The organism is Leptospira noguchii serovar Panama str. CZ214 (genome assembly GCF_000306255.2).
GTDB lineage: Bacteria > Spirochaetota > Leptospiria > Leptospirales > Leptospiraceae > Leptospira > Leptospira noguchii.
The window spans coordinates 334,796-347,778 of record NZ_AKWY02000004.1 but is presented as its reverse complement, the minus strand read 5'-3'; the positions used below and the strand labels follow the sequence as shown (position 1 = coordinate 347,778).

At 34.9% G+C, this 12,983-nt stretch carries 12 protein-coding genes; 2 read left to right on the top strand and 10 right to left on the bottom strand.

Annotated elements, in window-relative coordinates; all coding sequences use genetic code 11:
• Positions 1-346 precede the first annotated feature (346 nt).
• The 6 genes from cobC to LEP1GSC059_RS03015 form a co-directional block, all read right to left on the bottom strand.
• Positions 347-931 (bottom strand): alpha-ribazole phosphatase, encoded by a 585-nt coding sequence (cobC, locus tag LEP1GSC059_RS03040; protein ID WP_002177069.1) that lies wholly within the window; start codon positions 929-931, stop codon positions 347-349.
• The gene (locus tag LEP1GSC059_RS03035; RefSeq protein WP_004438902.1) at positions 916-1,713 is read right to left on the bottom strand and encodes an adenosylcobinamide-GDP ribazoletransferase; all 798 of its coding nucleotides are present in this window, start codon (positions 1,711-1,713) and stop codon (positions 916-918) included. The genes cobC and LEP1GSC059_RS03035 overlap by 16 nt, the downstream gene beginning before the upstream one ends.
• A complete protein-coding gene (gene cobT, locus LEP1GSC059_RS03030; protein WP_017213722.1) occupies positions 1,710-2,744 on the bottom strand; it encodes a nicotinate-nucleotide--dimethylbenzimidazole phosphoribosyltransferase in 1,035 nt (344 codons plus the stop codon). The genes LEP1GSC059_RS03035 and cobT overlap by 4 nt, the downstream gene beginning before the upstream one ends.
• A complete protein-coding gene (locus LEP1GSC059_RS03025; RefSeq protein ID WP_036056909.1) occupies positions 2,701-3,345 on the bottom strand; it encodes a DUF6580 family putative transport protein in 645 nt (214 codons plus the stop codon). The genes cobT and LEP1GSC059_RS03025 overlap by 44 nt, the downstream gene beginning before the upstream one ends.
• 18 nt (positions 3,346-3,363) lie before the next feature.
• Positions 3,364-4,188, bottom strand: coding sequence for an LIC_13355 family lipoprotein (locus tag LEP1GSC059_RS03020; protein ID WP_002177063.1), 825 nt, complete (start codon positions 4,186-4,188; stop codon positions 3,364-3,366).
• Between the two features lie 64 nt (positions 4,189-4,252).
• A complete protein-coding gene (locus LEP1GSC059_RS03015; protein WP_002177059.1) occupies positions 4,253-4,897 on the bottom strand; it encodes an LIC13354 family exoprotein in 645 nt (214 codons plus the stop codon).
• Between the two features lie 105 nt (positions 4,898-5,002).
• Between LEP1GSC059_RS03015 and LEP1GSC059_RS24510 the strand changes: the two genes are divergently transcribed.
• Positions 5,003-5,134, top strand: a complete 132-nt coding sequence (locus LEP1GSC059_RS24510; RefSeq protein ID WP_004428615.1) for a hypothetical protein — start codon at positions 5,003-5,005, stop codon at positions 5,132-5,134.
• A 591-nt stretch (positions 5,135-5,725) separates the two neighbouring features.
• Positions 5,726-7,069, top strand: coding sequence for a flavin monoamine oxidase family protein (locus LEP1GSC059_RS03010; protein ID WP_002177036.1), 1,344 nt, complete (start codon positions 5,726-5,728; stop codon positions 7,067-7,069).
• Positions 7,070-7,077: 8 nt separating this feature from the next.
• Here the strand turns inward: LEP1GSC059_RS03010 and LEP1GSC059_RS03005 are convergent, their stop codons facing one another.
• The 4 genes from LEP1GSC059_RS03005 to LEP1GSC059_RS02990 form a co-directional block, all read right to left on the bottom strand.
• Positions 7,078-7,758: a hypothetical protein gene (locus LEP1GSC059_RS03005; RefSeq protein WP_004438904.1), complete on the bottom strand. Its 681-nt coding sequence runs from the start codon at positions 7,756-7,758 to the stop codon at positions 7,078-7,080.
• A gap of 239 nt (positions 7,759-7,997) precedes the next feature.
• Positions 7,998-9,995 (bottom strand): hypothetical protein, encoded by a 1,998-nt coding sequence (locus LEP1GSC059_RS03000; RefSeq protein WP_017213727.1) that lies wholly within the window; start codon positions 9,993-9,995, stop codon positions 7,998-8,000.
• 566 nt (positions 9,996-10,561) lie between these two features.
• On the bottom strand, positions 10,562-11,209 hold the full coding sequence (locus tag LEP1GSC059_RS02995) for a hypothetical protein (RefSeq protein ID WP_004438912.1): 648 nt from the start codon (positions 11,207-11,209) through the stop codon (positions 10,562-10,564).
• A 156-nt stretch (positions 11,210-11,365) separates the two neighbouring features.
• Entirely contained in the window at positions 11,366-12,904 is a 1,539-nt protein-coding gene (locus LEP1GSC059_RS02990) for a YceK/YidQ family lipoprotein (protein WP_020980195.1), read from the bottom strand.
• Positions 12,905-12,983 lie beyond the last annotated feature (79 nt).

Genomic DNA, 12,983 nt, shown 5'->3' with positions numbered 1-12,983 from the left:
ATATATTAGAAAATTTTTCTATATCTCAGAAGTAATTGTTTTGTAAGTTTTAATTAGAGTTATTAAAAAATTTCATAGTGGCTATTAACAAAATTGCTTCAGTTGAGTATTTCCATAAAACAGAAGGGGACTAATTTTTCAATAACTCTATTGATAAATACATTAGAATATCATTAATTTTGTATTGAACGGATAGATTTTTTCTAAAATCAATAACAAAGTCTTAAAATGTTAAAGTTTGTTTTAGTTGCCACACGTTTTTTAATGAACTGGTAAGGAATATTAAAATTTTACGGACAAGTTTTTAAGAATTATATCAGTAATTTGAAAAAAAACTGTAACAGACTTAAAAATTCCAGAAGATTAATTTGGAAAAAAAATCCATTCCGTCTCTTTCTACGAGAATTTTGTTTATGGAACCGTAGTTCAGATCGAAATAAAACCCACGTTCCAATGGTATATTTAAAAGTTTACAAAGAACGGTTCTAATGACTCCGGCGTGGGTGATAATTCCAATTTTTTCGTCCGAAAAAGAATATAAAACTTTATCTAAGAATTTAGAAACCCTTTCGTATAACTCTTGATAACTTTCTCCGTTGGGGACTTTAAAGTTTACAAAATCCTTTGCCCAATAGGAATATTCGTTTTTTGGAATTTCAGACCAAGGTTTTTTTTCCCAGGATCCAAAGTTTAATTCCATCAATGAATTTGAATATTCTAATTTAGTTAGATATTGGTCTTTAAGAAACTCAGCTAATTTTTGGCAACGAATACTAGGGCTAGAATAAATTTGATCGAGGGCAATGTTGATTTTTTGGAGAACGGATCGGAATTCTAAATGAAAGTCGGAAATTAAAGGAACGTCTGTTTGACCGTAACAGATTCCTTGTGAAATTTCTGGAGTGGTATGTCTGATTAGATAAAGTTCCATGAAACTGTAATTCCTAAATAGAATAAAAGTTCGGTTCCTTGTTGGGTAAATCCAAGACAATCTCCCGTAAAACCCTCAATCCATTTATTAAAAAAATTTCTAAAATAAAAAACGAATATAAAAGAAAGAAAAAACCCAAAAAGTATATTTGGAATTTGATTTTGGAATTGGTAAGAAAAATAAATTGCAGGAAAACATCCGAAAAATGTAGAAAGGGCAAAGTCGAAAGGAGGTAGTTTTTTAATCATCGGTTTGGATTTAGATAGATCGTTTTTTCTTGCGTAAGGGATCAACATCATTAAGACTAAGGCAAACCATCTGCTTGCGGAATGTGAAAGCCAAGAGGTAAATAAAAAAATCCAAGGAGAGATTTGGAAGAGATTTACGAGTAATGAATATTTAAGACCTAAGGAGAGAATTAAACCTATAGAACCAAACGTTCCGATTCTACTGTCTTTCATAATCTCTAAAATTTTTTCCTTACTCCAACCTCCTCCGAATGCGTCGCAAACGTCTGCAAGTCCGTCTTCGTGAAAACCTCCCGTGATCAAAATGCTTAAGATCATTCCAAGGATTATGGAAATTTCAATCGGTAAAATCCAAGAAAGAAAATAGGTAGCATAAGACGTTCCCGCAGAAACGATCCAACCTATCAAAGGAAAATAACGTGAAGATTTAGAAAGTGCAGATTCGGAATAAACATAAAATGGGGGAAGTGGAAGTCTGGTATTGAACATCCAAGAAGCACAAAAACGGTTCCATTCTTCTCGGAGTTTATTCAAAGTTTTTGATCCACTTTGGCGGCTTCAAAAGAAGCCATCTCTTTTAAAAAAGTTACAGCGGATACAAGAATTGGAAATGCGATTGCACATCCGGTTCCTTCTCCAAGTCTGAGACCCAAATCAAGAAGAGGTTTTATATTCCATTCTTCTAATAAATAAGAATGACCGGGTTCGACGGATTTATGACAAAAGATCGCATTTTTTAATATGGAAGGTTCCATTTTCTGAGCTACCAAAAAAGCAGAAGTTGCAATAAATCCGTCTATTAAAATGATTCTTCCTTTTTTTGCGGAATCAATCATGGCCCCTACCATCATGGCAATTTCAAAACCCCCGAATGTTTGTAAAACGTCGGAAGTGGTTTTCAAATTGGTTTTGTGCTTTTCAAAACATTGTTCTAAAATCTCAATTTTTTTCTGAAATCCTTGATTGTTTAATCCGGTTCCTTTTCCGGTAACTTCTTTTAAATCTTTGTTTAAAAGACTTGCGGTAATCAAACTTGCTGAAGAAGTATTTCCAATTCCCATTTCTCCAAATCCAATTATATTACAATTTTCTGATACGGAGGTTGTGGAAATTTTGGCGCCACTTTCTAAAGCTTGATTATATTCTTCTTTTGTCATCGCCGGTTCCATCAGTATGTTTTTGGTTCCGAATCCTATTTTGGCGTCTATAAAGTCGGGATGAAGAGAAACAATTTCGTGAGTAAATTTAAAATCTACTCCTGCGTCTACTACTTTGAGTTGGATGGAATTCTGTTTGCAGAATGCGTTGATGGCTGCTCCTCCATTCAAAAAATTGAATACCATTTGATAGGTGACTTCTTTTGGAAAAGCGCTTACTCCTGATTCAGCAAGACCATGATCGCCTGCAAAAACGAGAATATGAGGATTTTTTAATTCTGGAGAATCGGTATTCTGAATCAAGCCAATTTGGAGCGCAATCGACTCAAGTGTTCCTAAAGAGCCTGGAGGTTTTGTTTTTAAATCAATTTTGTTTTGTAGTTTTGTAGAAAGTTGGTTTGGGTTCAAAGAGAAACTCCTCTTCTGTTTTGATGATTGAGTTTTTAAAATTTGCTTTAATTTTCCTCTCAACTCGATCCAATACTCCGAAAAGAACGGGAGTGTAGATCAGGTTACCAAATAGGGTTCCTCCAAAATAAGGTAGTGCCGCGATATAACAAGTTGATAAACCCTCGATCGTTTTTGGATAAAGAGAAGAAAAAGCCCAGACTGAGAAATTAGAAATAAAGAAAAACTGAATACTTGCAACTAAAGAAACGCCTAACACAGGTAAGAGTTTATTATTCTCTTTTAAAAAAAATCTTCCTAAGATAACGTTGATGAGAATAGAACAGTATACAAGAGGAAGACCATCGTAAAACCAAGCAAATCCGTGAATTTGAGATAATATGAAATCAGTAACAAATAACATGAACATCGGATAAACGAACGCTTTCCAACTTTGTAAACGGGCGCCGGAATAAACGGTCATGGCTTCTATCGAAGTGAAGTTGGCAGGGTGGGGTAGGAATCTGGAAATTCCGGCAATAATAACACCTAACACTGAAATTGTATTGTCAGACGCGAGTTTGAATTTGATATGACGTAAAGCTGAATTGAACTTATACATGCAATTTTCCTAATATTATTAATTTAACTGCTTTGCAATTACCCCATCTATGTCAGGGTTCTCATTAGCACCTGGGATCTGAAGAGCAGGCAAAATTACTTTTGCAGAACTCAGTTTTACGTATAAAAAACCGTTATTTTGGAGATCCGCTCTGAGGGCTCCATTACAACCTGTTCCCGAATTCCCAAAGTTTGCGTCTCCCAGATCAAAGCCGTCTCCCCCTCCTATGTTGAATAAGGAAGCGGAGTTCATTGGATTTGTGATTTGATTATAATCTACATATCTCAAACCAGCAAACCGTAACCAATTTGCCGGATCGGTAGAAAACGCGCCACCTCCGACATATGTAGGATCCCAACCACACCAATTGGTTTGATCGTTACCTACTTCTACAATGACGGGTTCTAAAAAAACTGTGTTTTGGTTTCCACCTTGTTGGAATGGGTTTTCGAAAACAATAAAATCTGTTCCGACCGTATTCTGAACCTTTTTACCGTTCCAGCCTAAAATTAACGAAGCTCCGGCACCGTTTGTATCTAAAGTGAAAACATCAAGAGAGCCGTTAAAGTTTCCAAGCCCTAAAATTCCGTCTACCGCGCAACGAGAATCTTGAAAACCTGTTCCGGTATGCGCAGGCGCGCTTATGATTTCTTTTGCATTATAAATTCCAACTTGGTCGATTGCAAATCTATCTTTGCAAGGACTTATTTCAGAAGTTCGTTGTTGGGTTTGAGTTAGTAAAAGTAAAGCTGCAAGTGTTTCTGAATTGTCAGATGAACTTTCCTTACATGAATAAAAAAGGAAAAAAAGAATTAAACTACAAGTGAAGATGTTTTTTTTCATAAGTTTTAAAATAAATACTTAATAAATACGAACGATTTAAATCGTTCGTATTTATTAAAAAATTTTAGTTAGTTTTAATTTCTAAACGGCTCCAAGGGGCAGGATCAAATCCACTGTTCAAACCGCATCCAGCATTGATATTGGTGGTATCGGTGAAGTTATCCAAATTGTCTGCTTTAGCTTGTTCTAATGTATTTTGATTGTTCACACCAGAAAGGTCTGGGCAGATGTAATAATAACCGTCTTTTGAAGTCCAACGATACCAAGCGAATTTTCCTTTTGAAAAAGTAGAATCTTGGGTAAATTGAACATAGACTACTTTTTTAGAACGGTCGATTTCGATGACATCACCGATTAGTTTACTTGCCCCGAATCCGGTATCTCTTATATCTCGAGTCATTTTAGTTTTAGTAATAATGTACTGACCTACCAAAACAGTTCCGTTTTCGTTAAAAAGATCTCCGGCATAACTTTTAGTTCCATTGAAGTAATTCCAAGTTCCTTCGATTTCCCAGTAGTTTTGAACCGAAATTCCAAGAAGAAGTAATTCGTCATCATTGTTTTCTTTCGATGGGGAGCAATTCAACAATCCTAATATAAGAAAAGTTGAAATAAAAAATTTCCAATATGGTTTACGTTTCATGTAATCACCTATAATTTTTTTTGTAGAAGAGAAAACGGATTCTAAATTTAGAATATTCAAATTCAATTTAGAAACAGTTCTAAGCGAAAACGAATTTTTTTATGGTGGATATTTCCGCTCGGACCCCTCTCCGATTTCCGTCTTTCGGGGCCCCATCGCGGATGCAGGAAAATGCAGAAGCGAGTACCGAACGGTCCCTACCTCGAGGACGTGTTCGCGGGGAAGATCTGGCTGATCGATTCAATTAGAATCGAATTCACAGTTGCGGGTCAGCGTGGGAATTACACCCAACTTCCTCCCTGAAAGCTTAAGGACCAAAGGAAAATAGAAGCCTTTTCTATGCAAGGATTTTTCTGAGAAATGGATTTGGAATAACTTTGAGAAAATTCACGAACTGTTCTCAAAGATAATTTATCTTTGTTTAAAATGCCGATCCTGATGATTCAAAATATTTTTGAAATGGCTTATAAACGAATGAATAGGTTTTTGAAAATTAGTGCCTAAGTGACAATTGGCGTGCAAATTCAAGGTGATTTATTATGTAATTCTGGGTAATTAGGGTTTTACAGATTAACTCTGCAAATGTAGGAACCCCTGGTTTTAGAAAATTAAAAAATTTTTTTCTATTTAAAATCAAAATCATTTTTGAATTTAAAAAAATGTATGAGTTCCTACAGAAATCGTCGTATTGTATGATTTACAGTTTTAGAATTTTTTTGTTATAAAAATTTTTGCATGAGTTCCCACAAATTTCAAATGCATTCGATTTTGAGAAGATTGATTCGTAGCTCCTATATTTTAAAGTTTTAGAACAGGTTCTTAAAATCTTTCCCAAAAAAACAAATTTTTAACCGAAGATAAAATAAGAAATCGACATTCAAATCGGACAAAACAATGAAACTAAGCAGATCGGAGTTTATTAAACTCGGAATTTTAACTGCGGCTGGAATTTCCGGCCTTCCAGGAATAAAATTAAGTGCTCAAGGAACGTCGTCTCGCAAAACCGTAATTGTAATGGGAGGTGGAATTTCCGGTTTATATGCTTCTTATCTTTTAAGTAAAACCGGAATTAAGGTCCAACTCATCGAAGCGACTGATCGACTTGGGGGAAGAATCAGAACTGTAACGGATGTTAGCGGAAACTTTTTGGATTTAGGAGCTGAATGGATTCAGGCAGAACATAGAACCGCAAAAAGTTTAATTCGAGAACTTGGGTTGAAAACAACCCAATTTGAAGTTCAGTCCGATTTGTTCTTAGGGTCTTATCGCAAGTTCGGAACTTGGGATATATCACCTAAGTCTCAAGAAATTTTAAATAAGCTCGTTCAGATGAATTCTAAAATCAATTCCACTCAACAGCAGGAATTAGATCGGATTAGTTTTTATAACTTCTTAAATTATCAAGGAATGAGTCCGGAGGATTTGAATCTTCTAAATTTTAAATATTCATTATATTATGGAGATTCTCTTCGTTCATTATCGGCACAAAAAGTATTATCCGATTTAACTAACTTTCCGAAATACAACACCCGTATAGAAGGAGGAATGGAAACGTTAACAAGGGCGCTTGTGTCATCTTTGGAAAATACGGAAATTGTTTTTTCGGATCCGGTAGTTTCCGTTTCTCAAGGAGAAGGTAAGGTGACTGTGACCACCGTTTCCGGAAAAAAAATAGAGGGAAACGCTTGTATTTCTACATTACCCGCAAATCAACTAACAACGATTCAATGGGAACCAGAATTAGATAAGGAAAAAAAGTTGTCTGCTTTGCGGATTCGATATTCTAGAATATATAAGACTTTTTTAATACTTCGAGAAGCTCCTTGGACTAGGGGAAATTTCTCGGCGTATTCCGATTCGGTCGCCGGTTTTATTTACGACGCAGGAACTAAGATTAACTCGGAAGATAAGATTTTAGGAATGATTTCAACCGGGGATCGATACGACGTGTTGGCTTCTTCTACCGACGCGATGAAAGTGGAATATATTCGTCTTGCGTTGGAATCTTTGGGACAAGGTAAGGAATTGCAGGTTCTTAGGATTCAAAGCAGTGAAACTTCTCAATCTAAATTTGTTCCAACTGGAATTGCAACGTTTCCTCCGGGAAGTTACGGATCGATCATTTCACTTTTAAAGCCGATGGATCGTATTTTTTTTGCAGGGGAGCACACTGCGGAATTAAACGGAACTGTCGAAGGCGCTCTTGCCTCTGCGATTCGTGCGGTCAATCAAGTTTGAACTTTTCGTTATTTTGCATTAGAGCCTATATAGCCTATATGAATTTTTTGAATTTTCTGTTTTAGATAAAAGGTATTGTCAACTGAGCTTTCGGGAATAGAGGGATTCTTTTCTACACAAAAATAGATCATACGAACCGGATAATAGTGGAAATTGCCGTAGCCTACACATAAATAAGGCTTTTCTTCAATGTTCCGAGTTACATATCCCTCTGGTTTATACATCGTTCTTTCATAGGCTTCCATGGCTTCTTGTAACGTACTTTTATCTAAAGTGATTCCTCTAGAAGTAATTACTCTAAATGGAGGTTTTATTCTTATTCGACGTATTTTTTCACTATAACTATCGAAAACAAAAGAAACCCCGATAGATTCATAGTTTATTTCTATATCTTCATAATTAAAGTGATTTCGAATATATTGATTTCCGAATTTAGATTCCACGTCTTTGAATAGTGATTCATGTATAGTTAAATCCAAAATTTCGAATCTATCATTGATAGTTACTATTGGTGAATTGAGAGTGGTGGATTGTTTTTGCTTTTCCGAATTTTTCTCCTCTTGTAAATTTTGTTTTCTCAATCCTTCGACCACGTAGATTCTTCTGTCAAAATCGTTGGATGTGGTTCTACAGCTAAATCCAAGTAAAAAAAGGATCCATGCAAATTTTTGAATGTTTTTTCTGGTCATAATAGGAAAGCTCCTTTTATTATTGTAGAATTTTATCGATTGGAAACCTCTATAGAATAGATTTTAGAATTCTCGAATGTCGTAAAACAGAGGTTTCCCATAAGAATTCTTTATAATACTTTGTTGTTTTTTGATTTTATGTTCCCTATTCTAAATCATCGCCTGGCATACCTACCAAAACGTATGCTGTGATTTTTTTAGATCGGGAATGCCTTGGTTCGCTTTGTTTGTATATAATCTCAGATTTTATCATAAGTTCCACAAAAGACGGGCTCTTCCTTAAAGGGATCTTTTCGAAAGACTCCGTTTTTTCCTAAGTTTTCCAAAAAGAATCGTTTCAGGTCTTTATCTTTTCCGATCACATCGTAGAATATCTTTTGAATTTCGAACGCTTCGGAATGTCTTCCGGTCAGACATTCTCTTGTTCCTTCGGACTTGAAATATGCAGTCGCGAGAGAAGATACGTTTTCTAAAATACTTATTTTTCTGATTTCGTCTCTACGGAATCTAGGGACACGAATAGGAAGAAGATTTTCTTTTCGGAGTCGAAGCATTTCCTTTTCCATAGAAATCAAATCGATGCCGGCTAACGTTTTTTCAACGGCCTGGACGTTTTTTGCTTCTACATAAGACTGAAGAACGGGATAGATCGGATATTTTACGTGAAATTCTTTCAGGGGCGATTCCGTCCAGTCCGTGAGAACTTTCCTTTTTGTTGCTTCGCTTACATAACCTAATCCTTCTTGGGCGGCGTTCATCGGATAAAGTAACTCATATTCACTTTTTCCAAGATGGTATTTTTTTACTCCTAAATTGGGTTTGGCTCCATATTTCAGTAGAATCTGAAACGTTTCCGCAGGGACGAAAACGTTTTGTATCGAAAGTATGAGAAGAGAAGTTTCCTCTTTTACTGTAATTTTTTGGTTTCCTACTTTGTATATCCATTCCTTCCGTTTCAAAATATGATTTGGATCCCAACCGGTCTGAAGTAGTTTTTCTACTAAATTAGAATATTTTAATATATTTATAACGGTTTCTTCCGTAAGCCGTTCCAAAGGAAAACCGTCCGCATCCTTTAGATTTTTTACGATAATATCTATCGATTGACGGTTTTTGCTCCTATCGGCGTTCAAAAATAAATTAAGGGCCGACTTTGCGGTTTCCTTAGGGAACTCTCTAAATGCTTTTTCAAGTATTAACGGGCGATGGACGATCACCCCGGAGGAAATAGCGGAACTCCAGGCGGTTTGTCTCCATTCTTTCTGCAAGTCCGGTTTCTTTTGAAGCAGATCATCCATTTCCGTTAAAAGATCGATTTTTTCATACCAACCTTCCGAAATTTGTTGGGGAGTTTGTCTTAGACTTAAGATTAGATCGTGAGTTTGTGGGGATTTCTTTTCAAAGTATCCTAAAGCGGTTGATTTAAGCAAATCAGAGATTTCTTTTCTACCAGAAAATTCCTGGAAGACTTTCTTGAATATCGTAGGATTTTCATTCATTTCACCCGATGAAAAGTAAGCTTTCCAAACCGTATCATAATACTTTTTTTCTAATTCCGGATCCTTTCGAAATTCTTCATAAAGAGTATATACGACCTCAAGCCGATCTCCTGGATTAATAGTTTTATTTCTGAAAGTAGTCTGATTGGAAGCGAAAGAGGTAATATAATCTATGATCCCAACCTTATCAGAATAAAAATTGTAAGTCCACGAATGTTCATAAGGAAGCAAGTCTTCTTCTTGTAAGTACCTGATCTTTTTTTCAAGTGCTACAACATCGTATGACTTTAAAAATCTTTGAAGGGCTGTTAGATCGTTGCTGCTAATGATCGACTTTAGAGCAATATAAGGCGGATTTTGTTTTCGGAAAGAAGGTACCCTTTCTTCGTATTTTCTATGATACCAACGACTCGACCAAGGTCTCCCAGACTTTACGTATATGTAATATGGAAGAGTCCCTGGCAACAAAACAGTATCTGCAATCAGACAAAGAGGTAAATCAATAAAACGAGAAAGCCAAAAGACCAAAAAACTTGAATTTTCTTCTTTCGTTAACATTCCCGGTAAAGTAATCTCTATAAGTGGTCCAAACAAAATAAGCCCAACGTTAGCAAAAGTTCCTGTATAAGGAACGTATGCTTCATCCTCGCGATCATTATTATGCATTTTCATATAACGGAATGTTAAACAGTTTAGATTTAAAACGATTAAAAATAAGATAATAATTTTTCGGATCATAAAAAAACTGAGTTTAATTTTAAGTAAAATTTCAAATTAAACTCAAAACATTCCATCAAAACCACAAACGCGATTGAATTTATAGAAACTATAGTACATTTTAAACGGAAATTAAAAACTTCTAAAGATACGATTTCTTTTAGGATTCTTCGATAAATTTCTATGCTTCAATATATCTTATTTGCGCGGTGATTTCATTCCATATTATAATCTAAATTCGATTTAAAATTTCGATTTAAAATGAGGAAATAATTTATAAAAACGTAATGCTAAATTCAGAATACGGTTTCACTCTAATTCAAAATTATTGGCAAAGTGGTGTAAACTTTATTGTTATCGAATTGGGTTTAATGAAATTTCCATCGGTTCTATATTTGAAAAGCAATTTTTACTTTCACTCCAAGTATAAAGAGTTAATTAATACGAATCTTAAGATAGGATAACACAGCAAAGTAATATGTTCTTTACTATGGGTCAAATTCTAATATATCATAGATCTGTTAAGGCGCTCTTGCCTCTGCGATTCGTGCGGTCAATCAAGTTTGATTGATAGGTATGGCCTCCTTTTAGAATATATAGATTTTTTGAATTTTCTGTTTCAGGTAGAACGTTTTGTTAGACGGATCATATTCCGGAAAGATCGATGGATCTTTTTTGGCACAAAATCGAATTCCATCATTATAATATTTAAAATTACAACGGATGCACCAATAAGAATCTTCCTTAATCTCCCACATAATTTCTCCCCCATAGGCAACGGTTGCTTCCTGTAAGGTGCTTTTTCCTAATATGATTCCTTTGGAAGTGACCGCTTGAAATGGGGGTTCCATCTCTATTTCCTTTAGAAGGATGTCTTCGTAATCTCGAAAAACAAGAGAAAGTCCCAACGATTCATAACGGATTTTTTTTTCGCCTTCATTTAAGTATAAGTAATTTTTAATATATTGATTTCCAAATTTCGATTCCACTTCTGAAAATTTGGTTTTTCTTAAAAATAGATCTGGGATTCCGATTCCCTCTTGGATTGTTACGAGTGGAAATTCCGAAACGCCGATTCGTTTTCGTTTTTCTAAAAATTTTTCCTCTTGAGAATGCTGTTTTTTTAATCCCTCAACGACGTAAATTCTTCTGTCAAAATCATTAAAATTTGTTTTGCAACCAAGCTCTAACAAAAAAAGGATCCATGCAAAATTTCGAATATTTTTTCTAATCATAAATAGAAAAGTTCCTTTTTAGGCGAATTTGGTTTCTTTTTCATGAAAACAAGATAGTTACTGATAAATATTTTTTCAAAGTTCGAGACATTGCGTTTTCTATATAAAAATTAAGAACGGAATAAATCAGGTTTTTATATGAAATTTTTTCAAAAATTATTTTTTCCAGTCCATTAGAATTTTCTGTTTCGATTCTTTGATAATATTGTTTCCGTTTGAATTGATAGCTGCCAACGGATAAAACATATATTCTTTTCCATCTGAATTACGTTTTACCCCTAATCCGGGATTGGCTCCGTATTTCAATAAAATACGAATCGTTTCTACCGGAATTAAATCATCTTCCATAGCAAGGATGAGAAGAGTTTTTTCCTCAGTTTGAATAGATTTCTTTCTTCCGTTAAATTTAGGTTTTTTCCATTCCAAAATCAAATTAGGATCCCAGCCCGTTTGAAGTAATTTTTCCAGTAAATAAGGATATTCTAATATATTCTCTATGTTTGTTTCGTACAATTGATCCAAAGGGAATGTCTTAGCATCTTTAAGATTTTGCGCGATGATATCTACGGATTGGCGATTTTTACTTTTGTATGCGGCCACGAATAGATTTAAAGCGGACTTTTCGGTTTCTATTGGAAATTCTCGAAACGCTCTTTCAAGCAAGGGAGGACGATAGGCGATGACACCGGAAGAAATAGCGGAAATCCACGCAGTAAGCTTCCATTTTTTTTGCAGTTCCGGATTTTTTTGCAGGAATTTATCCAGCTTCGTTAAAAGTTCCACTCGATTGTACCAGAACTCCGAAGATTTTTGAGTTTTGGCTTTGTTGAGAAAGTAATAGGAATCATGAAAGAAATCTTGGAAGTGTTTGTATCTTTTTTCTGAATATTCTTGAGCAATTGACGCAAACAAATCAGAGATTTCTTTTTTTTCTGAAAATTCCAAGATCACTTTTTTCAATATATTGGGATTTTCAATGAGCACTCCCGAAGAAAAACAAACTTTCCAAACTGTGTCATAATATCTTTTTTCTAATATTGGATCTTTCCGAAACTCCTCATAGAGTAAGTATGCAAATTCAAGCCGGTCGCCTAAACTAAGAGGATTTGATTCTCTCTGATAATTATAAGGTTCTCCTTTTGAAAAAAAGGCGCCCATATAATCTATGATCCCGGTTTCAGGGTAATATGGGCTTTGTTCCCGATGCTCATAAGGAAGCAGATTTTCTTCTTGTAAATACCTGATTTTTTTTTCAAGTGCAATAACATCGTATGATTTAAAAAATTCTTGAAGTGCTTCTAAATCGTTCTCGGCAATAATTAACTTCAAAGCAGCGTAAGGAGGGTTCTGGTCTCGGAAAGATTTTAATCTTACGCTGAATTTTTGGTTATACCAATTTTCGGACCCAGGTCTACCAGACTTTACGTATATGTAATATGGAATCGTTCCGGGTAACAGAATCGTATCCAATACAAAAGAAAGAGGAAGATCAATGAGTCCTGAGATAAATGAAAGGGTGGTACTTTTTCCATAAAATACCCCGAAAGGTCCCAAAGAAATTAAAAATATATCAATCAAGGTTCCATCATAGGGACGATAGTCTTTTTTCTTTTTAACGGCTTCTATAAACGTTAACGAAGTAGAACAGTTAAAGTGTAAAAAGATTAAAAATAAGATAATAATTTTTCGGACCATATTTGTATTAGTTTGTAGTCAAATCATTTAGAATTTTCAAATAGAATGTGTAGAAGTTTTTTTGAATTGTTTTACTTGA

Coding starts and splice junctions, on each gene's coding strand:
- cobC (WP_002177069.1), bottom strand. CDS start 931: ATGGAACTTTATCTAATCAGACATACCACTCCAGAAATTTCACAAGGA.
- LEP1GSC059_RS03025 (WP_036056909.1), bottom strand. CDS start 3,345: ATGTATAAGTTCAATTCAGCTTTACGTCATATCAAATTCAAACTCGCG.
- LEP1GSC059_RS03020 (WP_002177063.1), bottom strand. CDS start 4,188: ATGAAAAAAAACATCTTCACTTGTAGTTTAATTCTTTTTTTCCTTTTT.
- LEP1GSC059_RS24510 (WP_004428615.1), top strand. CDS start 5,003: ATGCAGAAGCGAGTACCGAACGGTCCCTACCTCGAGGACGTGTTCGCG.
- LEP1GSC059_RS03010 (WP_002177036.1), top strand. CDS start 5,726: ATGAAACTAAGCAGATCGGAGTTTATTAAACTCGGAATTTTAACTGCG.
- LEP1GSC059_RS03005 (WP_004438904.1), bottom strand. CDS start 7,758: ATGACCAGAAAAAACATTCAAAAATTTGCATGGATCCTTTTTTTACTT.
- LEP1GSC059_RS03000 (WP_017213727.1), bottom strand. CDS start 9,995: ATGATCCGAAAAATTATTATCTTATTTTTAATCGTTTTAAATCTAAAC.
- LEP1GSC059_RS02995 (WP_004438912.1), bottom strand. CDS start 11,209: ATGATTAGAAAAAATATTCGAAATTTTGCATGGATCCTTTTTTTGTTA.
- LEP1GSC059_RS02990 (WP_020980195.1), bottom strand. CDS start 12,904: ATGGTCCGAAAAATTATTATCTTATTTTTAATCTTTTTACACTTTAAC.